The organism is Nonomuraea sp. B208 (assembly GCF_057536035.1).
The window spans coordinates 206,972-225,971 of the sequence record NZ_BAAJOU010000010.1 but is presented as its reverse complement, the minus strand read 5'-3'; the positions used below and the strand labels follow the sequence as shown (position 1 = coordinate 225,971).

Below are 19,000 nucleotides of genomic sequence, written 5' to 3'. Positions count from 1 at the left end.
GTCAGAAGGCGTACCGGATCCGGCAGTACGGCAGCCTCGCCGCGATCAGATCGGTGAGGGCGGCGACGTGACGCCCCTTCTGCCCGGTGCGGTAGCGGACGTTCCAGCCGCCGGTCTGCGACCGTTTGGCCTGCTGCAGCTCCGGCCGCCACAGCACCTCCTCCGCCTTCGGGTGCCAGCCCAGGTTGACCTCGTGCAGCCGGTCGTTGTGGGTGAGGAAGATGACCTCGGCGGCGAGCTGGGCCTTCGCCTGCGGACCGAGGGCGGCGTCGAGCTGGTCGAACAGCTCGCCCCAGCTCTCCAGCCAGCCGTCCCGCACCACGACGGGGCTGAAGTTGACGTGCACCTCGTAGCCGGCGGCCACGAAGTCGTCGATGGCGGCCAGGCGCTCGGCGATCGGCGAGGTGCGGATGTCGAGCAGCTTGGAGTCGGCGGCGGGCATGAGGCTGAAGCGGATGCGGGTGCGGCCCCGTGGGTCCCAGTCGAGCAGGTCGCGGTTGACGTATTTGGTGGCGAAGCTGGCCTTGGCGTTGGGCAGGTCGCGGAACAGCCGGACCAGGTCGCGCACGTTGTCGGAGATCGTGGCGTCGACCGAGCAGTCGGAGTTCTCGCCGATGTCGTAGATCCAGTCGCGCGGGTCGGCCTGGTTGGGCGCCGGTTTGACGCCCTGGCGGCCGGCGTGGCGGCGGACGTACCCGAGGATCTTGTCGATGTTGGCGAACACCGTGATCGGGTTGCTGTAGCCCTTGCGGCGTGGCACGTAGCAGTAGGCGCAGGCCATCGCGCAGCCGTTGGCGGTTGAGGGCGCGATGAAGTCGGCCGAGCGGTCGTTGGGGCGGGCGGTGAGCGACTTCTTGACGCCGAGCACCAGCGCCTCGGTCTTGATGCGCACCCAGCGGTTGACGTTGGTCTCGTCGCCGTACAGCTCGGGGATGCGGTGGTGGCTGCCGATCTCGATGAGCTCGGCGTCGGGGAAGCGGGCGAGGATCTCCTGCCCGCGCGGCAGCCCGGCCGCCTCCGGCTCGACGTAGACGCGCCGGACGTCGAGGAGCGGCTGTGTCCGCATGTTCACCCCTTCCCTGGCTGGTCCACAGGACAAGCGTATGCGGTCCTGGAAGCGAGTTCCCAGGTCAGGACGGGTGCGCCGCAGCGGCGGCAGTGCTCGCGGCGGTAGACCCAGCGCTCGTCGGGCCGGTCGGGATCGCTGACGACCTGCCCGGCGTCGCGCCCCAGGGCGAGGTATTCGGCCGCGGTGTCCCACAGCCGCCCGGCGCCCTCCGCGCCGACGTCCCTGGCGGCGGGATGCAGGCCGACGAGGAACAGCAGCTCGGCCCGCCAGGCGTTGCCGATGCCCGCCCACACCTTCTGGTCGAGCACGGCCGCGCCGACCGGCCCGCCGAACGCGGTCAACCGCCGTACGGCCTCGTCCCTGGAGGCGTCGTCCCGCAGCGGGTCGGGCCCGAGCGAGGCCCGCAGCGCGGCCACCTCGCCGGGGCCGTACGCCTCGCACTGGATGGGCGCGATCAGGTCGAACGCCACGTCGCCCGTGGCCAGCCGGAGCCGCGTCCCGCGCCGGGGCTCGCGCGCGGGGCCGTCGTACCGCAGGAAGATCCCGCGCATGCCGAGGTGCACGTGGATCGCGGGGGCGTCCTCGAAGTGGTACAGCAGGTGCTTGCCCAGGGCCTCGACGGCGCTCAGCGTCCGCCCGTCGTAGGGCCGCGCGTCGAAGCGGCCCTGCGGCCCGGAGGCGCGCACGACGCGCCCGCCCAGGGCCGCCTGCTGCTCGTCGGCGTGGCGGTGAACCAGATGTCCCTCAGGCACACCGCCCCTCTACCCCCTGAGCTGGGCTGATGCGCTCGCCAGCAGCATGTCGAGCGCGGTCGGGTAGGCGCTGTCGTTCATGCGGGCGACCAGCAGCGGGGCGGTCGCGGCGATGTGGGGGTGGGTGCTGGCGGGCAGGCGGGCGTAGGTGTCGCGCCAGACCTCCTCGTCGGCCTCGCGGGCGGCCGGCGGCAGGGAGAGGGTGGCGGCGTCCAGGATCGAGAAGGCGAGGCTCTGGTCGATGAAGGCGTGGTAGATGCGGACCGCGTCGGCGTCGGGGAAGCCGGCCCCGCGCAGGATGCCGAGGATCATCTCGTCCGTGGCGACCTCCTGGGGGAGGCCGGTGACGCGGCTGGCGGTGAGCACGGCGGCCTGCGGGTGCGTCAGGTAGGCGTGGTGGATGCGCAGGCCGAGCTCGCGCAGGTCGGCCCGCCAGTCGCCGCTCGGCGACCAGCCTTCGACGGCGTGCCCGAACAGCTCGTCGGCGATGGCGAGGACCAGGTCGTCCATGCCGCGGAAGTAGCGGTAGACGGTGCTGGCGTCGGCGCCGAGCGCGAGGCCGAGCCGGCGGGCGGTGAGACCGGCGGCGCCGTGCTCGCGGAGCATGCGCAGCGCCGTCTCCACGATGAGCTGATGAGTCAGGACCTGCCCTTGTTTGGTCGGCCGCCGCCGCCTGCGTGCCGTCTCCGGCACCACCCGCTTCGCCATCGCGAAACCTTCCTTATGCCAACGCCATTGACGTTGATGAGCGTAGTGCAGTTGGATTAGTGACACAGCCCCCCAAAAGCATCCAAAGGGGATTTTTTCGTCATGCGTATCCTTCTCGTGGGAGCCGGCGGGGTGGGAACCGCCATCACACGGATCGCCGCCCGCCGCACGTTCTTCGACCACATGCTCGTCGCCGACTACGACCTGCCCCGCGCCAAGGCGGCCGTCGCCGCGCTGGGCGCCGACGCCGACCGGTTCACGCCGGTCAAGGTGGACGCCGCCGACCGGGACGCCGTCACCGCCCTGCTCCGCGAGCACGACTGCGACGTGCTCCTCAACGCCACCGACCCGCGCTTCGTGCTGCCGCTGTTCGACGCGGCGCTCGCGGCCGGGACCGACTACCTCGACATGGCGATGTCGATGTCCAGGCCGCACCCCGAGCGGCCGTACGAGGAGGTGGGGGTCAAGCTGGGCGACGAGCAGTTCGCCCGCTCGGCCGACTGGGCCGCCTCCGGCCGCCTCGCGCTGGTGGGCATGGGCGTCGAGCCCGGCCTCGCCGACGTCTTCGCCCGTTACGCCGCCGACGACCTCTTCGACGAGATCGAGGAGATCGGCATCAGGGACGGCGCCAACCTCACCGTCGACGGCTACGACTTCGCCCCGTCGTTCTCCATCTGGACCACCATCGAGGAGTGCCTCAACCCGCCGGTCATCTACGAGAAGGACCGCGGCTGGTACACCACCGAGCCCTTCAGCGAGCCCGAGGTCTTCGACTTCCCCGAGGGCATCGGCCCGGTCGAGTGCGTGAACGTCGAGCACGAGGAGGTCCTGCTGGTCCCCCGCTGGGTCGACGCCCGCCGGGTCACCTTCAAGTACGGCCTCGGCGAGGAGTTCATCGACACGCTGAAGACCCTGCACGCGCTCGGCGTGGACCGCACCGAGCCGGTCCCCGTGCGCGGCGACGGCGGGACCACGGTGCGGGTGTCACCGCGCGACGTGGTGGCCGCGGTCCTGCCCGACCCGGCCGAGCTGGGCGCGCGCATGCGCGGCAAGACCTGCGCCGGCACGTGGGTGAAGGGCGTCAAGGACGGCCGGCCGCGCGAGGTGTACCTCTACCACGTGGTCGACAACCAGTGGTCGATGCGCGAGTACGGCTCCCAGGCCGTCGTCTGGCAGACCGCCGTCAACCCGGTGATCGCCCTGGAGCTGCTGGCCGACGGGACGTGGAAGGGCGCGGGCGTGCTCGGCCCCGAGGCGTTCGAGCCGCGCCCGTTCCTGGACCTGCTCGTCGAGTACGGTTCCCCCTGGGGCATGCGGGAGCAGTGAGACGGCGTCCGGGATCATAAGGGGGCGACAACCGTACATCGGGAGGACCCCCTTGAGCATCGCCGACGATCCCGACCGCGCACCCGCCCGTTCCCACCTGTACGCCATGGGCCTGTCCGAGGAGGAGCAGCGCCGGCCCGTGGTCGGCATCGCCTCCACCTGGACCGGCACCATGCCGTGCAACCTCACCCACCGCGAGCTCGCCGCGCACGTCGCCGAGGGCGTGCGCGCGGCGGGCGGCACGCCGATGGAGTTCAACACCATCGCGGTCTCCGACAACCTCACCATGCACACCCCGGGCATGCGCGCGTCCCTGGTCAGCAGGGAGGTCATCGCCGACTCGATCGAGCTCATGGGGCGCGCGCACGGCTTCGACGCCCTGGTGGCGATCGTCGGCTGCGACAAGACCGTGCCGGCCGCCATCATGGCGCTGGCCCGGCTGGACGTGCCGTCCGTGGTGCTCTACAGCGGCACCATGATGCCGGGCCGGTGGCGCGGCCGGGACGTGACGATCCAGGACATGTGGGAGGCGCTGGGCGAGCGCGAGGTCGGCCGGCTCGACCAGGCCGACCTCGACGACCTGGCCCGGCACGCCTGTCCCGGGGCCGGCACCTGCGCCGCCCAGTACACCGCCAACACCATGGGCTCGGTCGCCGACTTCCTGGGCCTCGCGCCGTTCGGGATCGGCGACATCCCGGCCGTGGCGGAGGAGAAGAACGCCGCGGCGCGGCGGGTCGGCGAGCTCGCCATGGACGCGCTGGCCCGCGACGCCCGGCCGTCACGGGTGCTCACCGAGGACGCGCTGCACAACGCGATCGTCTCGGTGGCCGCCATGGGCGGCTCCACGAACGCCGTGCTGCACCTGCTGGCCATCGCCCGCGAGGCCGGGCTGCCGCTGGTGATCGACGAGATCGGCGAGATCTGCCGCCGGGTGCCGATCATCACCGGGCTCAAGCCGAGCGGCGGTCCTTACACCGCGCTGGACCTGTGGCGGGCGGGCGGCACCTCGCTGGTGGCGCGGCGGCTGCTGGAGGCCGGGCTGCTGCGCGAGAACGTGACGCTGGCGGACGGCCGCACCCTCGCCGACGTGGCCGCGCAGGCCGAGGAGCGGCCGGGCCAGGAGGTCGTGGCGGACGTGACGCGGCCGTTCAAGCCGCGCGGCGCGCTGGCGATCCTGCGCGGCTCGCTCGCCCCCGACGGCTGCGTGCTGAAGCTGGGCGGCAAGGACGACTTCCGGCACGAGGGCCCGGCCCGGGTCTTCGACTCCGAGAACGACTGCTACGCCGCCATCCAGGAAGGCCGGATCGTGGCGGGCGACGTCATCGTGGTCCGCTACGAGGGCCCGGCGGGCGGTCCCGGCATGCGCGAGATGCTCTCGATCACCGGGCCGCTCGTCGGGCGCGGGCTCGGCACGTCCGTGGCGCTGGTCACCGACGGGCGCTTCAGCGGCGTCTCGCACGGGCTGGTGATCGGGCACGTGACGCCGGAGGCGTACCACGGGGGCCCGATCGCGCTGGTGCGCGACGGCGACACCGTGGTGATCGACAGCGCGGCCGGCACGCTGGACCTGCTGGTGCCCGAGGAGGAGCTGGCCGCGCGCCGGGCCGCGTGGCGGCGGCCGGAGCGCGCGGTCGAGCGGGGCGTGCTGGCGAAGTACGTCAGGACCGTGGGTTCCGCCTCCGACGGCGCGGTCACCGCTTGACGGCGGCTATGCTGCGCAGAGACGTTTCGGTCATGCCTTATAGGCGTTCGTGCCTGATGAGAGCGACACAGAGGAGACTTACGCGATGTACAAGGAGTTCGCCTTCGAGGCCGTGATGTGGCTCGTCCCGGTCGTCGTGCTCATCGGGTTGGCACTCCTCGTCACCAGCTGAGCCCCCACACGAAGAGCCGGTCCCCTGCCCGGGGGGCCGGCTCTTCTGCTGTCTACCCGGTGAACGGCGGCGCGTCGCCCGCTTCGTTGAGCTCGGCGATGGCCAGCTCCGCCGTGCGGCGGATGTCGAAGAACTTGTCGAGCGCGGTGATCGCGAACAGGTGCTCGCACCGCCCGTTGAGCCCCGACAGCAGCAGCCGCCCGCCGGAGGCGGTGACGGCCTTGTGCAGATAGACCAGCACGGACAGCCCTGAGGAGTCGCACACGCTCACGGCCTGCATGTCGATGACGAGCATCGGGGGCTGGGTGAGATCGAGCGCCTTGGTGACACGGTCACGCACCTCGGCCGCCGAGCCGAAGTCGAAGTCCCCCGTCAACCTCGCGATGACGCAGGGTCCCTGGAGTCCGAGGCTGATCGACAAGGCCTGCTCCGAAGTCACCCAGCTCCACCTACCCGCGTCGCTCTCCCGATCCACTCACTTTACGAGAAGTAGCGCTTCGGGTTGAACACCAGCATCTGCTCGATCTGGCCGTCGGTCACGCCGGAGTCCAGCAGCGCGGCCAGCACGTCGTCGTGAATGTGATCGTAGCGCCAGTTCGGCGCGAGCGTGCTGTGCGCCTCGTCCCAGGCCCCGCCGAAGTAGTCCATGAAGCAGGCCGCGTCGTGGCTGAGGACCATCCGGTCGGCGTAGCCGCGCCCGCACAGGGCCGCGATCGTGGCCACCCGCTGCGGCGTCGGGTTGTAGATGTCGAGGCCGAAGCGGTCCATGCCGAGGGTCGCGCCGGTGTCGGCCAGCCGCATGAGGTAGTCGAGGTCGTTGCTGTCGCCGGCGTGGCCGACGACGACCTTCGTCAGGTCCACGCCCTCCTTGGCGAACAGGTCGAGCGCGATGAGGCCGCTCTGGGTGAAGGAGTTGGTGTGCACGGTGATCGGCGCGCCCGTACGGACGTGCGCCTGGGCGACGGCCCGGCAGATGCGCTCCACGCCGGGCGTCAGCCCCTTGTGCTCGACCACGCACTTGAGGAAGGCCGCCTTGACGCCGGTGTCGGCGATGCCCTCCGTCAGGTCGCGGACGAAGTCGTCGATCATCGGGTCGGGGAGGTCGAAGAACAGGCCGGGGCCGCGGTGCTCGTACTGGTGGGGCAGCTCCTCGAAGGAGTAGATGCCGGTCGCGACCACGATGTTCAGCTCGGGCACCTGCTCGGCGACGCGCTGGATGCGCGGGATGTAGCGGCCGAGCCCCCACACGGTGGGGTCCACGATGGTCCGCACGCCCTTGGCGGCCACCCCGCGGAGCTTGGTGACCGCGTCGGCGACCCGGTGCTCCTCGTCCCACCATGAGCCCTTGCCGTAGTTGTCGAGATGTTCGGTGGCCACGACGAAGACGTGCTCGTGCATCAGGGTCTGGCCGAGGTCGTCGACGTTCACGGGCCCGCGGACGGTCTGCACGGTGGGCATCCTGCCTCCATACCGGCTGGTCGGTTGGCGTCAACCTAGACGTCGGGAAGACCGGCCGTCAATGAGCGACACCGGACCGCCTCCGGCTGGCGGCAGGGGCCTACGCGGGTTCGGGGTCCGTCTTCGGGGAGGGGACCACCAGGACCGGGCGGTGGGCGTGGTGCAGCACGCGGTCCGAGGTGCTGCCCAGCAGCAGCGAGCGCACCCCGCCGAGCCCACGGGTGCCGGTCACGATGAGCGTGGCGTCGAGCTCGTCGGCCACGTCCACGATGGCCGCCCACACCGCCACCGCGTCGGCCTCGCAGCGGGGCGTCGCGTCGAGGCCCGCCTGCCTGGCCAGGTCCGCGCCGCGCCTGGCCAGCTCGTCCATCGCCTTGCCGATGGCCTGGTCGCCCGCGGCGTCGGTGTCGATGGTCATCATGAGGCCCGCCGAGGCCCGCGCCGAGCTCATCGCCAGGCGCTCCCACACCGTCAGCACGACCGCCTGCTCGCCCTTGAACATCCGCCCGGCGAAGGCGATGGCCTCCTTGGCGTCGTCGGAGCCGTCGTACGCAATCAGGATCGTCATGCCAGCACTTCTTTCCCGGCCCGCGCCTTTCACGCCTGCCCGATCACCGGACGGGCCGCGAGCGCGCGCCGGGCGGCCGGCCGCAGCATCGACAGCCCGGCCAGCGCCAGCACGGCGATCTCGGTCACCACGACGGTCCGCTGGATGAGCCCGGCGGGGATGTCGTCGTTGGTGAGCGGGAGGCCGAACATGCGCACCACGTACGGGATCACGACCAGCACGAGCGCCCCGAGGGCGACCAGGCAGAGGATCCGCATCGCGCGGGCGTACCGGACCCGGGCCCTGGCCAGCAGCAACCCGGCGACAGGCATCATGAGGAAGGCGGCGAAGGCGGCATAGCGGTGGATGCCTCCCGACAACGACAAAGGCACGCCCGGCCGGTCGGTGGGAAAGGCCCCGATGAGGAACATGCTCGCGCCCCACGCCACCAGCAGCCCCACGACCCAGCGGTTGCCGCCGCTCCGGCGCAGCGCCTCGGCCATCAGCGTCGCGCCCACCGCGAACAGGGTCAGCGAGGCCGGCAGCAGCCAGCCGGACCGCTGCCAGGCGTACTCACTGATCACGGTGTGCATGGGGTCGAGCCCCGCCTCGGCGTGCAGGGTGAGCATGGCGCCTGCCCCGGCGCCGATGGTCGCGAATCCGCTGACGAGCAATGCCTTCATGCCTCTTAAGCTCGTGGAACACGGCTTCGCGGAGTATCCGAGATCAACCCGAAGGAGCCCTGAAGCTCCCCTTAGTCCTTAAGTATCGACGGCTCCGGATCAATGCGTTGACCTGGAAGGAAGTGACCCTGGGTAGGGTTTGCCCCCTCAGGGTGGGCAGGGTTGTCCCTGATTTGACTTAGAGTGCGCTCTAGGGTCCAACCTGGACATATGAACAAGCGCACTCTCGGCGTCGGCGGCCCGCGGGTCTCCGCGCTCGGCCTTGGCTGCATGGGCATGTCCGAGTTCTACGGCCCGGCCGACGACAGCGAGTCCATCGCGGTCATCCACCGCGCCCTCGACCTCGGCATCACTTTTCTCGACACGGCCGACATGTACGGCAGGGGCGCCAACGAGGAGCTGGTCGGCCGGGCCATCAAGGACCGGCGCGACGAGGTGGTGCTGGCCACCAAGTTCGGCGTCAAGCGGGACGGCGGCACCCGCACGATCGAGAACAGCCCCGAGTACATCCGGGCCGCCTGCGACGCCTCGCTGCGCCGCCTCGGCGTGGACCACATCGACCTCTACTACATGCACCGCCGCAACCCGGAGGTGCCGATCGAGGAGTCCGTCGGCGCCATGGCCGAGCTGGTGCGCGCGGGCAAGGTCCGCCACCTCGGCCTGTCGGAGGTGAGCGCGCCGACCCTGCGCGCCGCGGCCGCCGTGCACCCGATCGCGGCCCTGCAGAGCGAGTACTCCCTGTTCACCAGGGACCTGGAGGCGGAGATCCTGCCGGCGGCACGCGAGCTCGGCATCGCGCTGGTGGCGTACTCGCCGATCAGCCGCGGCCTGCTGACCGGCGCGCCGCCCACCTCGGGCGAGCTGGCCCCGGACGACTTCCGCCGCAACTTCCCCCGCACCTCAGGCGAGAACGCCGAGCACAACGCCCGGCTGGTCGCCGAGGTCGAGCGGATCGCCGACGCGGCCGGCGTCACGGTGGCGCAGCTCGCGCTGGCCTGGGTGCTCGCCCAGGGCGAGGACGTCGTGCCCATCCCCGGCACCAAGCGGCTGAAGTATCTGGAGGAGAACGCCGCCGCCGCCGACATCACGCTCACCGCCGAGCAACTCGACGCGCTGGCCGCGGCGGTCCCGGCGGACGCGGTGGCCGGGCAGCGCTACCCGAGCATGGCCGAGATCGAGCAGTATCGGTAGGGCCGGGCGTCAGGGCCGGTCGAAGTAGGCGCGTACGACGGTGCCGCCCGGCCGGGTGTGGACGCGGACGAGGTCGGCGAGCAGGTTGACGATGAGCAGCCCGCGCGAGCCCGGAACGCGCGGGTCGACGGGGATCCGCCCGGCGAGCGGATCGCGGATGTGACCCCGGTCGCTGACCTCGCACACCAGCCGGTCGTCCGTCGCCCACACCCTGATCGTGCCGGAGCCGCCGCCGTGGTCGAGGCTGTTGGCGCCCAGCTCGGCCACGACCAGCTGGATGTCGTCGAGCCGGTCGCCGGCGAAGCCCAGCAGGGCGGCCTGCCCGGTGGCGAGGCGCCGCGCGGCCGACAGGTTGTCGCCGTCGAAGCGCAGGGAGACGCACTCGCCGGGCTCCTCCAGCGGCCGGTTGTGCGCGTCGATGACCCGCTCGGGCGCGTAGTCCTCGCTGGGCCACTCGCCCCGGGCGTCCCGCATGACGGGGTGGGTGCGCGCGGCCTCCTCGACGATCGCGGGGGCGAGCGCGGCGACGTCGTACGGGCACAGGATGGTGACCTCGCGCCCGGCGAAGGCCAGGTTGATCAGCGCCTCGTGCTGCGCGCAGGCAGGGTAGACGGTGGCCGGGCGGCCGGCCCAGATCGGCTCGCCGATGATCCGCACCCGGCCGCCGGGATGCCGGTCGGCGAACTCGCGGAGGACGGCGGGGATGATGCGCCCGGGATTGCGGCCTTCGACGCCCATGTCGAGCATGCGTACGGCGCCGGCGTCGGGCCCGAGCCCGTCGGCGATGAGCGCGAGGTTGGGCGCGGGGACGGCGACGGCCACGGGCTCTCCCGCCGCCAGGCCCTCGCGGACGAAGGCCGTGGTGGCGGAGACGTACTCGTCCGCGGTGCGGTAGAGCAGCGCGGGGTGGGAGAACGGTCCGGCCGATTTCATCACGCCTCACGCTACCCAAGGTTGAGGAGTTCATGGGAAAGGGTTGGGTACCACATAGGTGTGAAGAGAGTGCAGGTGATCCTCCGCCCCCGTCCGGTCCGGCAACCGGAACCCCTCGATCTGCGGACCCCCTCCGGACGACGGCTCCCGTTCTGAGCGCGCCGAACCTAGGCTCGGGGCATGTCGGATTTGCACATGCGGGTCTCCGACGAGGACCGTGAGCGCACCGCGACCTGTCCCAGGCGGTCATCCCCCATCCGGTGGTGGAGATCGAGGTCGACCTGACCTACGGCTCCGCCAGGATCACCCTGCCGGAGGGCGGCACGGCGAACGTGGACGGCTTGCGCAGCGGCTGGGGCCATGTCTCGACCGCCGACGTGCCGGGCCGCCCGAGGCCCGGTGTCCCGCACGTGGTGGTCACCGGCGTCACCAAGTACGGCGGGCTGACCGTGCGCTACCCGCGCAAGCGCTGGTTCACCCACTGATGGAACAGCGCGATGTGGTGCTCGCTCGGCACGAGCACCCCTCCCTCCCGGTAGGCCCGTGACGACATGCCGGGCTGGGTCCGCTCGCAGGCGTCGAAGTCCTGCTCGTTGACCCGGTGGAACAGCTCGACCGACCGCGTCAGGTCCGCCCCCGAGGCGACCACGTCGGGGTGGTAGAGCCAGTCGCATTCCACCAGCGTCCGGTCCACGGCCAGCGGGAACATCCGGTGCACGATCACGTGGTCGGGCACCAGGTTGACGAACACCTGCGGCTTGACGGTGATCGCGTAGTAGCGGCGGTCCTGCTCCCGCGCGACGTCGGGGAGCTTGCCGAAGCCGGGGCCGCCGTCCACGGTGAAGCCCTCGACCCGCTCGGCGAACTCCGCGCCGTGGCCGACGTAGTACTGCGCCGCGTAGCCGCCGGCGAACTCGGGGAGCACGGCGACCAGCTCGGGGTGGATGGTCGCGCAGTGGTAGCACTCCATGAAGTTCTCGACGACGAGCTTCCAGTTGGCCCTGACGTCGTAGCTGATGCGGCGGCCGAGCGCCAGCTCCTCGACGTGGTAGCGCTCGATGGCGGCGGGGTCCCCGAGCCGTTCGGTGGCGGCCCCGGTGACGCTCTCCTCGAACGACGGCGGCTCGGCGGCCAGGCACACCCACGCGTAGCCGAGCCATTCGCGCAGGTGGACGGGGATCAGGCCGTGGGCGACACGGTCGATGTCGGGCATCCTCGCCAGGTTGGGCGCGGCGGCCAGCCGGCCGTCGAGGTCGTAGGACCAGGCGTGATAGGCGCACCTGATCGTCCGCCTGACCTCGCCCGCGGGCTCCTCGCAGAGCCGGGCGCCGCGGTGCCGGCAGACGTTGAGGAAGGCGCGCAGCCGGTGGTCGCGGCCCCGGACCACGATGACGCTCTCCCTGCCCACCTGGACGGTACGGAACGCGCCGGGCCGCGGCACGTCCTCGCCGCGCACGGCGCAGAACCAGAGGCTTTCGAAGATCTTGGCCTGCTCGTCGGCGAAGACGTCGGGGTCGGAGTAGGAGCGGCCGGGGAGCGTGGGGATGAGGCTCGACGTGGTGGTCAACCGACACCGCCTTGTTGCGTATGACGCACCGAGTTGCTCTATCTGCGACATCGTCGGCTGGCGTTCATGAGGCTGTCAAGAGGTAGGTGCTGGCCCTGCGCAGCCAGGCGGTGTTCAGCCAGGTGGCCAGCCGGTCGGGGATCAGCCCGGCGGCCGGACGGTGCATGTCGGTGAGCTCGGTGGCGGCCAGCCGGGCCGGGCGGCGGGCGATCCGCGCGCGGGCGCGCTCGTAGCCCCGCAGGTCGTCCAGCGAGCGGGCGAGCAGCCAGGCGTCCTCCAGCGCCTGGTTCGCGCCCTGGGCCATGGTGGGCGGCATGGTGTGGGCGGCGTCGCCGGCGAGGGTCGTCGGACCCCTCCCCCACACCTCGGGGATCGGCTGGCGGTGGTGCGGGAAGAAGTCGGGCGTCACAGGGGAGGGCCCCGCGAGGGAGTCCAGGACGGCCGGCACCGGGTCGGCCCAGCCGCCGAAGCGCTCGCGCAGCCGCTCGGCGAGGCGCGGGTCGTCCGCCCAGAACGGCTCGCCGGGCGCCGAGCGCACGTCGAACCACCACAGCAGCCGCCCCTCCCCTGCCGGGATGAGCCCGCACAGCCCGGCGAGGCCCGCCATCATCACGGCCGCGCCGCCCCCGCTGAGCGACGTGGGCGTGGTGATGAAGCCCTGCCAGGTCACCCAGCGGGTCAGCTCCGCCCGGTCCTCGCCCCACAGCGCGGCGCGCACCACCGAGCGCCGCCCGTCCGCGCCCACGAGGACGTCGCCGCGCACGGCGGTGCCGTCGGCCAGGCGCACCTCGGCCCGGTCGGGGTCCACGTGCTCCACGCGGGCCCCGTAGGTGACGGGGACGCCCTCGGCCAGCAGCTCGACCAGCTCGCCGCGGGCCACGTGGACGGTGGGGTGGCCGTACTTGCGCTCGGCGGCCGTCAGGTCGACGGTGACCAGCCTGCGGCCGTCGGAGCTCCACGACTCCAGGGTCTCCAGCCGCCGCCCGACGCGGGTGTGGTCGGCCTTCAGCTCCTCCAGGATGCCGGTGCTGCCGGGCCAGAGCGTGACGGAGCCGCCGGCGGTGCGCGGCTCGGGGGACTCCTCGTACACCTCGGCCTCGTGACCGGCGGCGAGCAGGCCGCGCGCGAGGGCGAGACCCGCCACGCCCGCACCCACCACTATTACTCTCATGGTGTTCCCTGATTGTGAGACTTGGGGTATCAGATACTAGGAGTATCACTATGTCCGCGCGCGGCCGCAAGCCCGATCCCACGGTCGACCACCGCATCAGACAGGCCGCGACCAGGCTGGTGCTCACCCACGGCTTCGACTTCACCATGGACGACGTCGCCGAGGAGGCAGGTGTGGGCAGAGCGAGCGTGTTCCGTCGCTACCCCACCAAACGCGACATGCTCCTCCAGACCCTCGCCGGCTTCATGGACACGCACGTCGCCATCCCCGACACCGGCTCGCTGGAGGGCGACCTGCGCGTGGTGGTGACCGACACGCTCGCCCTCTGGCACCAGCCCGGGGTCGCCCGCACGGCTCGGCAGATCTACGGCGAGGCCGGCCGCGACCCGGCCGTGGCCGAGATCATCCGCACCGGCATGCGGACCAGGATGGAGCGGTCATGGGTGGTCTACGAACGCGCGGTCGAGCGCGGCGAGCTGCCCCCGGACGCCGACCTGTGGCTGCTCACCGACCTGTTCACCGGCCTGGTGACCTACCGCGGCCTGCTCGACCTGCCGCTTCCCGAGCCGGAGGAGATCGTCCAGGTCCTGCTCCACGGCTTTACACCGGCTTGACGGCGCGGGTGTTAGCGGCGTGCAAGCGAAGATCAAGCTCCTGTCCCTAATGTTCTCGGTGTTCGCTCAACCAACGAAGGGCACCGGAAGATGACTCCCCCTCGCCGTCGCCTGGCCATCGCGGCCGCGACGATTTCCCTTGCCGTCCTGACCACCGCCTGTGGCGCGCTGGGCCAGGCGGTCGACTGCAACTCCGCTGCCCAAGAGGCCAGCAAGATCATGACGGACTGGAGCTCGGAGGTCACCAAGAACGCCGCCGACACCAAGGCCGTCGGCACCGCCTCCGCCAGCGCCGCCGACAAGACCAAGACGCTCGCCGGCAAGTACGACGGAGAGGTCGCCGCCGCGCTCAACGACCTCGCCGCCGGGTTCGAGAGCCTGGAGAAGGGCGACCTGGCCCAGGTGTCGGAGTTCACCGGCAAGATGAACGGCTTCTCCAGCAAGATCACCTCGGCCTGTTCCTGACGGCCGGCCGCGCGGCCGCCGTACCGCCTGCGGGGGGCAGGTCGGCGCGGCGGCCGCGCCACTTTCGCGCAGATTCGTTCTAGTCTTGTCGCCCGTGACGGCTGGAACCGACCTCGCGCCGGACGGCGCCGCTCCCCCCGCACGGCGGGCCTGGAGGGTCTCGCTCAGCGGCCACCGGCTGCGGGTGGGCGTGATGACGCTGCTCGCGGCGGTGGCCTACGCGGTGCTGGGGCTGGTGAAGCTGGCCTCCTTCCGCGCCACCACGCTGGACCTGGTGATCGTGGACCAGGCGGTCCGCAACTACGCGGCGTTCCGGCCGCCGTACGTCCCCGTGCTCGGCATGTTCCACGGGCGCGGGCTGGACTACGTCCAGCTCGCCGACCACTTCTCGCCGATCTACGCGCTGCTCGCGCCCTTCTACTGGATCCACGACGGGCCGGGCACGCTGATCGTGGCGCAGGCGGCGCTGTTCGCCGGGGCCGTGCCGTTCCTGTGGAACTACACCAGGCGGGTGCTCGGGGTCGCGCCCGCCTATCTGGTGGCGGCGGCGTACGCGCTGTCGTGGCCGGTCGCGCAGGCCGTCGCGTTCGACGCGCACGAGGTCATGTTCGTCCCCGTGCTCACCGCGATCATGATCGAGCGCTACCACGCGGGCAAGGAGCGCACGGCGTTCCTCGCGATGCTCGCCCTCCTCCTGGTCAAGGAGGACATGGGGCTCATGATCGCCGGGGTCGGGCTGTGCCTGTTCGTCATGGGCGAGCGGTGGCGGGGGACGCTGTGCGTCACGTTCGGCATCGGGGCCGTGCTGCTCATCCGCGGGCTGGTCACCACGGTCTTCGGCGGCAATCCGCGGGACTTCTGGGCCTACGGGCACCTCGGCCCCGACATCGGCGGCGCGCTCGTGGGCATCGCCCGCGACCCGCTGGCCGCCCTGCTGCTGCCGTTCAGCGAGGAGGCCAAGGTCGACACGCTGTTCCTGCTGACCTGGCCCACCCTGATGCTCTGCCTGCTGTCGCCGCTGTCGCTGGCGGCCCTGCCGCACGTGCTGGAGCGCATGCTGTCGGACCGCCCGCAGTGGTGGCAGGCCGACTTCCAGTACAGCGCGTTCACCGTGGTCATCATCATCTGCGCGGGCGTGGACGGCATGGCCCGGCTGCTGCGCCGGCTCGAACGCTCCGACGACGCCACGCTCAAGCTGCTCTGGTCGGCCGCCGCCTGCGTGGTCGCGCTCACGCTGGTGCCCAGGTTCGCCTTCGACCAGCTCTACCATCCGTCCTTCTACAAGGAGCCCAAGGCGGCCGCCGCCGCCGAGGCGGTGAGCAAGGTGCCTGACGGCGTGCTCGTCGAGGCCCCCAACTCGGTCGGGCCGGCGCTCACCGACCGCACGACCGTGCTGCTGTGGGGGCCCACCTCGCACAACGCGCCCTGGGTGATCGCCGACACCGCCCGCTGGGAGTTCCCGTTCGGCTCGTTCGACCAGCAGGTCGCCAAGGTCGGCGAGCTGCAGGCCCAGGGCTATGTGATCGTCTTCGAACGCGACGGCTACGTGGTGCTGCGCCGCTGAGCGCGGGCCCGCTCGTACGCCGACTCGAACCCCGCGAGCACCGCCGGCCACGACCCTGCCGTGGGCGGCGTCGCCCGGTTGTGCGCCGCGATCGTCTCGCGCAGCCCGGCGTCGGCGCACAATCGCGCCACCGCCCGCGCCAGGTCGCCGAGGCTCCGCCCGAGCAGCCCCTCGACGCCGTCGGCGACGAAGTCGGCCACCCCGCTCTGCGCCCGCGCCACCACCGGCACCCCCGCCGCCCGCGCCTCCAGCGCCGCGATGCCGAACGACTCGCGCGGCGCGGGCGCCACGAAGACGTCGGCCGACTCCAGGACCTTCGCGATCTGCTCGCGGGAGTAGCGGCCGGGCAGCGACACCCAGCCGGCCATGCCGTGCCGGGCCAGGAAGCGCTCCATCTGCCCCCTGGCGGGACCGTCGCCGACGATCGTGGCCCGGACGGGGATCTCGGCGGGCACCCGGGCACGGGCCGCCTGGAGCAGCTTCAGCAGGCGTACGGGCTGTTTGCGCGGCGCCAGCCGGCCGACCGCGACGACGTGGACCTCCTCGCGCGGCTGCGGGGTGCCCGGCGGGGGCGCCCAGCCCGACAGGTCGAGGCCGTTGGAGACCACCCTGACCGGTACCCGGGGCCCGGCGACCGCGCGGATCGGCACCGCCGCCGCGCTGCTCACGGTGGTGGCGACCAGCCCCCACCGCTGCCAGCCGTACGCCGCCCGCAGCAGCCGGTAGAGCAGCCGGGTCAGCGGGTCCCACATGCTGTGGACGGTCACCACGCACGGCGCCCCGGCCCGCGCCGCCGCCCGCACGCCCATCCACGCGAACGGCGAGACCGCCCCGGTGTGCACGTGCACCACGTCGGGCCGCCCGGCGGCGATCCACCGCGTCAGATGGCCCACGCCGCGCGGGTGGACCGGCAGGTCGAAGGGCATCCTGGCGACGATCCTGCGCACGCCCTCCAGCGGCTCGCCCCTGGTCGCCGTGGCCACCGTCACCTCGTGACCGGCCGCGCGCTGCATCCGCACGAGATCGGCCACCTGGACCTCGATCCCCCCGAGTCGCGGCAGGTAACAGTCGCTCACGTGAAAGATCCGCACCCCTCCCAGACTAATCTGGGCGTGTGCCTCCACGTACCGCTGTGTTCTTCCATGCCCACCCCGACGACGAGGCCCTGCTGACGGCGGGCACCATGGCGATGCTCGCGGCCGAGGGACACCGCGTGGTGCTGGTCACCGCCACCGCGGGCGAGCGCGGCCTGGCCGACATGGCGCCGGGCGAGGCGCTGGGCGAGACCAGGCTCAAGGAGCTCTACCAGTCGGCCGCCGTGCTGGGCTGCGCCCGCGTCGAGTGCCTCGGCTACGGCGACTCCGGCCTCAGCCCCAAGGGCGGCAGCGCCGAGGAGCGGCCCGACAACGCGTTCATGGACGCCGACATCGAGGAGGCGGCCAAGGCGCTGGCCGCGATCCTCCAGGAGGAGCGGGCCGACCTCCTCGCGATCTACGACCCGGCCGGCGGTTACGGCCACCCCGACCACGTGCAGGTGCACCGGGTGGGCAGGCGGGCCGCCGAGATCGCCGGCACCGAGATCGTCCTGGAGGCGACGGTCAACCGCGACCCGCTGGTCCGGCTGCTCAGGCTGGCGACCAAGTTCTACCGGTTTCCTCCTGAGTTCGACGTACGCACCTTCGAGAGCGCCTACTCCCCGGGCGAGGCCATCACCCACCGGGTCAACGTGCGCCGCTACGCCCGCCAGAAACGCGCCTCGATGTCCGCCCACGTCTCCCAGGCGAGCGGCGGCGACAGCGACCGCACGCTCGCCGTCATGCTGAAGGTCCCCGGCCCGCTCTACCGCCTGGTCTTCGGCACCGAGTGGTACGTCCGCCGCGACCTGCCGCCCGGCGCCCGGCTGCGTCATCCTTTCGAGCGGTGGCCCGAGTAGTCCCTCCGAGGGATGATCGGCCCCTCGCGAGGGGGCAGACTGGGTGCCGATGAAGAACAAGTGGCTGCAGATCGTCCTTTCCGTGCTCTCGCTCGGGCTGGCGGTGCTGCTCGTGGTCTACCTGCCGGAGATCGTGCGGGCGCTCACGGGCAAGCCCGTGTCGTGGGCCGAGATCGGCGCGGTGTTCGGCGGGCTCGGGCTCGGCGAGATCGCCCTGATGACGGCGCTGTGGCTGCTGAGCCTGCTGGCCTACACGTTCGTGCTGACCAACTCGCTGCCCGGCCTCACCAACCTGCAGGGCCTCACGCTCAACGCGGCCGGCAGCGCGGTCAGCAACCTGCTGCCGTTCGGCGGCGCGGTCGGCGTGGCGCTGTCGTTCGCGATGACCAGGGGCTGGGGCTTCGGCAACCGGTCGATCGTGGTCATGACGCTGGTCAGCGGCATCTGGAACACGTTGTTCCGGTTCATCCTGCCGGCCGTCGGGATCATCGCGCTGCTCGTCGCGGGCGAGGCGCCCAACGCCACGGTCGCCAACGCTGGCTGGACCGGCGCGCTCGCCATCCTGGCGATCTGCGCGGCCGTGGCCGCCGCCCTCTACTGGGACCGGGCCGCCGACCTGCTCGGCCGCGCGCTCGACCGCATCACCGAGCTGCTGCGGCTGCGGGTCAGGGCCGGCGAGCACTTCCACAAGCTGCGCGCCGACACCGCCGAAATCGTCCGCACCCGCTCGCTCGGGCTGTCGCTCGGCATGGTGTTCTTCCTCGGCTTCCAGTGGGCGATCATGGCCGCCTGCATGTGGGCCACCGGCGCCTGGCCGGGCCTCGCCCAGTCGATCGCCGTCTTCGCGCTGTCGCGGGTGCTCACCAGCGCGCTGGTCACGCCCAGCGGGGCCGGGATCATGGAGAGCGGGGTGGTGTTCCTGCTCACCGCCGCCTTCCACGTGCCGGCCGCTCCGGCCACCGCGACCGCACTGCTTTTCGGCTTCTGGACTTACACTATCGAGATCCCGTTCGGTGGCCTGGCCCTGGGCGCGTGGGCGCTGCTGCGCAGGCGCGGCGGCCGGGGCACCGGCGCGGAGTCCCCGTCAGCGATCTCGAAGGCCCCCCAGTGACAATCCCAAACCCCTCAAAGACCTTGTGCGCGAT

21 protein-coding genes are annotated in these 19,000 nt (G+C 71.9%); 10 read left to right on the top strand and 11 right to left on the bottom strand.

The window, feature by feature from the left end; all coding sequences use genetic code 11:
* Nucleotide 1: 1 nt before the first annotated feature.
* The 3 genes from AC27IY_RS06655 to AC27IY_RS06645 are packed head-to-tail and all read right to left on the bottom strand — an operon-like array spanning nucleotide 2 to nucleotide 2,529.
* Entirely contained in the window at nucleotides 2–1,066 is a 1,065-nt protein-coding gene (locus tag AC27IY_RS06655; RefSeq protein ID WP_487177399.1) for a spore photoproduct lyase family protein, read from the bottom strand.
* A 2-nt stretch (nucleotides 1,067–1,068) separates the two neighbouring features.
* Nucleotides 1,069–1,821 (bottom strand): DNA-formamidopyrimidine glycosylase family protein, encoded by a 753-nt coding sequence (locus AC27IY_RS06650; RefSeq protein ID WP_487177398.1) that lies wholly within the window; start codon nucleotides 1,819–1,821, stop codon nucleotides 1,069–1,071.
* A 9-nt stretch (nucleotides 1,822–1,830) separates the two neighbouring features.
* Nucleotides 1,831–2,529: a TetR/AcrR family transcriptional regulator gene (locus tag AC27IY_RS06645; protein WP_371248584.1), complete on the bottom strand. Its 699-nt coding sequence runs from the start codon at nucleotides 2,527–2,529 to the stop codon at nucleotides 1,831–1,833.
* Nucleotides 2,530–2,631: 102 nt separating this feature from the next.
* On the opposite strand from AC27IY_RS06645, the gene AC27IY_RS06640 reads away from it, so the two are divergent.
* From AC27IY_RS06640 to AC27IY_RS06630, 3 genes are read left to right on the top strand one after another with little or no spacing between them, the layout of a single operon-like run.
* Entirely contained in the window at nucleotides 2,632–3,855 is a 1,224-nt protein-coding gene (locus AC27IY_RS06640) for a saccharopine dehydrogenase family protein (RefSeq protein ID WP_487177397.1), read from the top strand.
* Nucleotides 3,856–3,907: 52 nt separating this feature from the next.
* A complete protein-coding gene (ilvD, locus tag AC27IY_RS06635; RefSeq protein ID WP_487177396.1) occupies nucleotides 3,908–5,557 on the top strand; it encodes a dihydroxy-acid dehydratase in 1,650 nt (549 codons plus the stop codon).
* 49 nt (nucleotides 5,558–5,606) lie between these two features.
* Nucleotides 5,607–5,729, top strand: coding sequence for a hypothetical protein (locus tag AC27IY_RS06630; protein WP_364453470.1), 123 nt, complete (start codon nucleotides 5,607–5,609; stop codon nucleotides 5,727–5,729).
* Between the two features lie 52 nt (nucleotides 5,730–5,781).
* On the opposite strand, the gene AC27IY_RS06625 is transcribed toward AC27IY_RS06630, so the two are convergent.
* The 4 genes from AC27IY_RS06625 to AC27IY_RS06610 all read right to left on the bottom strand — a co-directional run bounded on the left by AC27IY_RS06625 (nucleotide 5,782) and on the right by AC27IY_RS06610 (nucleotide 8,417).
* Nucleotides 5,782–6,168, bottom strand: coding sequence for an STAS domain-containing protein (locus tag AC27IY_RS06625; protein ID WP_364453472.1), 387 nt, complete (start codon nucleotides 6,166–6,168; stop codon nucleotides 5,782–5,784).
* Between the two features lie 41 nt (nucleotides 6,169–6,209).
* Complete coding sequence (locus tag AC27IY_RS06620; protein ID WP_423475164.1) at nucleotides 6,210–7,187, bottom strand: phosphotriesterase family protein; 978 nt, start codon at nucleotides 7,185–7,187, stop codon at nucleotides 6,210–6,212.
* 100 nt (nucleotides 7,188–7,287) lie between these two features.
* On the bottom strand, nucleotides 7,288–7,755 hold the full coding sequence (locus tag AC27IY_RS06615) for a universal stress protein (protein ID WP_344206707.1): 468 nt from the start codon (nucleotides 7,753–7,755) through the stop codon (nucleotides 7,288–7,290).
* A gap of 29 nt (nucleotides 7,756–7,784) precedes the next feature.
* A complete protein-coding gene (locus AC27IY_RS06610; RefSeq protein ID WP_344206706.1) occupies nucleotides 7,785–8,417 on the bottom strand; it encodes a DUF998 domain-containing protein in 633 nt (210 codons plus the stop codon).
* Between the two features lie 210 nt (nucleotides 8,418–8,627).
* On the opposite strand from AC27IY_RS06610, the gene AC27IY_RS06605 reads away from it, so the two are divergent.
* Entirely contained in the window at nucleotides 8,628–9,608 is a 981-nt protein-coding gene (locus tag AC27IY_RS06605) for an aldo/keto reductase (protein WP_487177395.1), read from the top strand.
* Nucleotides 9,609–9,617: 9 nt separating this feature from the next.
* Here the strand turns inward: AC27IY_RS06605 and AC27IY_RS06600 are convergent, their stop codons facing one another.
* Complete coding sequence (locus tag AC27IY_RS06600) at nucleotides 9,618–10,541, bottom strand: anti-sigma factor RsbA family regulatory protein (RefSeq protein WP_487177394.1); 924 nt, start codon at nucleotides 10,539–10,541, stop codon at nucleotides 9,618–9,620.
* Between the two features lie 260 nt (nucleotides 10,542–10,801).
* Between AC27IY_RS06600 and AC27IY_RS06595 the strand changes: the two genes are divergently transcribed.
* Nucleotides 10,802–11,026, top strand: a complete 225-nt coding sequence (locus AC27IY_RS06595; protein ID WP_487177393.1) for a hypothetical protein — start codon at nucleotides 10,802–10,804, stop codon at nucleotides 11,024–11,026.
* Here the strand turns inward: AC27IY_RS06595 and AC27IY_RS06590 are convergent.
* A complete protein-coding gene (locus tag AC27IY_RS06590; protein ID WP_423446134.1) occupies nucleotides 10,996–12,108 on the bottom strand; it encodes an aromatic ring-hydroxylating oxygenase subunit alpha in 1,113 nt (370 codons plus the stop codon). The two genes, AC27IY_RS06595 and AC27IY_RS06590, sit on opposite strands and share 31 nt — an antisense overlap.
* 64 nt (nucleotides 12,109–12,172) lie before the next feature.
* On the bottom strand, nucleotides 12,173–13,279 hold the full coding sequence (locus AC27IY_RS06585; protein WP_487177392.1) for an FAD-dependent oxidoreductase: 1,107 nt from the start codon (nucleotides 13,277–13,279) through the stop codon (nucleotides 12,173–12,175).
* A gap of 50 nt (nucleotides 13,280–13,329) precedes the next feature.
* Between AC27IY_RS06585 and AC27IY_RS06580 the strand changes: the two genes are divergently transcribed.
* The 3 genes from AC27IY_RS06580 (at nucleotide 13,330) to AC27IY_RS06570 (ending at nucleotide 15,922) form a co-directional block, all read left to right on the top strand.
* Nucleotides 13,330–13,893 (top strand): TetR/AcrR family transcriptional regulator, encoded by a 564-nt coding sequence (locus AC27IY_RS06580; RefSeq protein ID WP_344206700.1) that lies wholly within the window; start codon nucleotides 13,330–13,332, stop codon nucleotides 13,891–13,893.
* Nucleotides 13,894–13,983: 90 nt separating this feature from the next.
* A complete protein-coding gene (locus AC27IY_RS06575) occupies nucleotides 13,984–14,358 on the top strand; it encodes a hypothetical protein (RefSeq protein WP_371248592.1) in 375 nt (124 codons plus the stop codon).
* Between the two features lie 94 nt (nucleotides 14,359–14,452).
* A complete protein-coding gene (locus tag AC27IY_RS06570; protein ID WP_487177391.1) occupies nucleotides 14,453–15,922 on the top strand; it encodes a DUF2079 domain-containing protein in 1,470 nt (489 codons plus the stop codon).
* Here AC27IY_RS06570 and AC27IY_RS06565 read toward each other — a convergent pair.
* On the bottom strand, nucleotides 15,901–17,013 hold the full coding sequence (locus tag AC27IY_RS06565; RefSeq protein ID WP_487177390.1) for a glycosyltransferase family 4 protein: 1,113 nt from the start codon (nucleotides 17,011–17,013) through the stop codon (nucleotides 15,901–15,903). The genes AC27IY_RS06570 and AC27IY_RS06565 overlap by 22 nt on opposite strands.
* Before the next feature lie 23 nt (nucleotides 17,014–17,036).
* On the opposite strand from AC27IY_RS06565, the gene AC27IY_RS06560 reads away from it, so the two are divergent.
* A complete protein-coding gene (locus AC27IY_RS06560) occupies nucleotides 17,037–17,855 on the top strand; it encodes a PIG-L deacetylase family protein (protein WP_344206696.1) in 819 nt (272 codons plus the stop codon).
* A gap of 49 nt (nucleotides 17,856–17,904) precedes the next feature.
* Entirely contained in the window at nucleotides 17,905–18,966 is a 1,062-nt protein-coding gene (locus AC27IY_RS06555) for a lysylphosphatidylglycerol synthase domain-containing protein (RefSeq protein ID WP_487177389.1), read from the top strand.
* Nucleotides 18,967–19,000 lie beyond the last annotated feature (34 nt).

Coding starts and splice junctions, on each gene's coding strand:
- AC27IY_RS06610 (WP_344206706.1), bottom strand. CDS start 8,417: ATGAAGGCATTGCTCGTCAGCGGATTCGCGACCATCGGCGCCGGGGCA.
- AC27IY_RS06575 (WP_371248592.1), top strand. CDS start 13,984: ATGACTCCCCCTCGCCGTCGCCTGGCCATCGCGGCCGCGACGATTTCC.
- AC27IY_RS06600 (WP_487177394.1), bottom strand. CDS start 10,541: ATGAAATCGGCCGGACCGTTCTCCCACCCCGCGCTGCTCTACCGCACC.
- AC27IY_RS06605 (WP_487177395.1), top strand. CDS start 8,628: ATGAACAAGCGCACTCTCGGCGTCGGCGGCCCGCGGGTCTCCGCGCTC.
- AC27IY_RS06580 (WP_344206700.1), top strand. CDS start 13,330: ATGTCCGCGCGCGGCCGCAAGCCCGATCCCACGGTCGACCACCGCATC.
- AC27IY_RS06640 (WP_487177397.1), top strand. CDS start 2,632: ATGCGTATCCTTCTCGTGGGAGCCGGCGGGGTGGGAACCGCCATCACA.
- AC27IY_RS06645 (WP_371248584.1), bottom strand. CDS start 2,529: ATGGCGAAGCGGGTGGTGCCGGAGACGGCACGCAGGCGGCGGCGGCCG.
- AC27IY_RS06585 (WP_487177392.1), bottom strand. CDS start 13,279: ATGAGAGTAATAGTGGTGGGTGCGGGCGTGGCGGGTCTCGCCCTCGCG.
- AC27IY_RS06555 (WP_487177389.1), top strand. CDS start 17,905: ATGAAGAACAAGTGGCTGCAGATCGTCCTTTCCGTGCTCTCGCTCGGG.
- AC27IY_RS06655 (WP_487177399.1), bottom strand. CDS start 1,066: ATGCGGACACAGCCGCTCCTCGACGTCCGGCGCGTCTACGTCGAGCCG.
- AC27IY_RS06615 (WP_344206707.1), bottom strand. CDS start 7,755: ATGACGATCCTGATTGCGTACGACGGCTCCGACGACGCCAAGGAGGCC.
- AC27IY_RS06620 (WP_423475164.1), bottom strand. CDS start 7,187: ATGCCCACCGTGCAGACCGTCCGCGGGCCCGTGAACGTCGACGACCTC.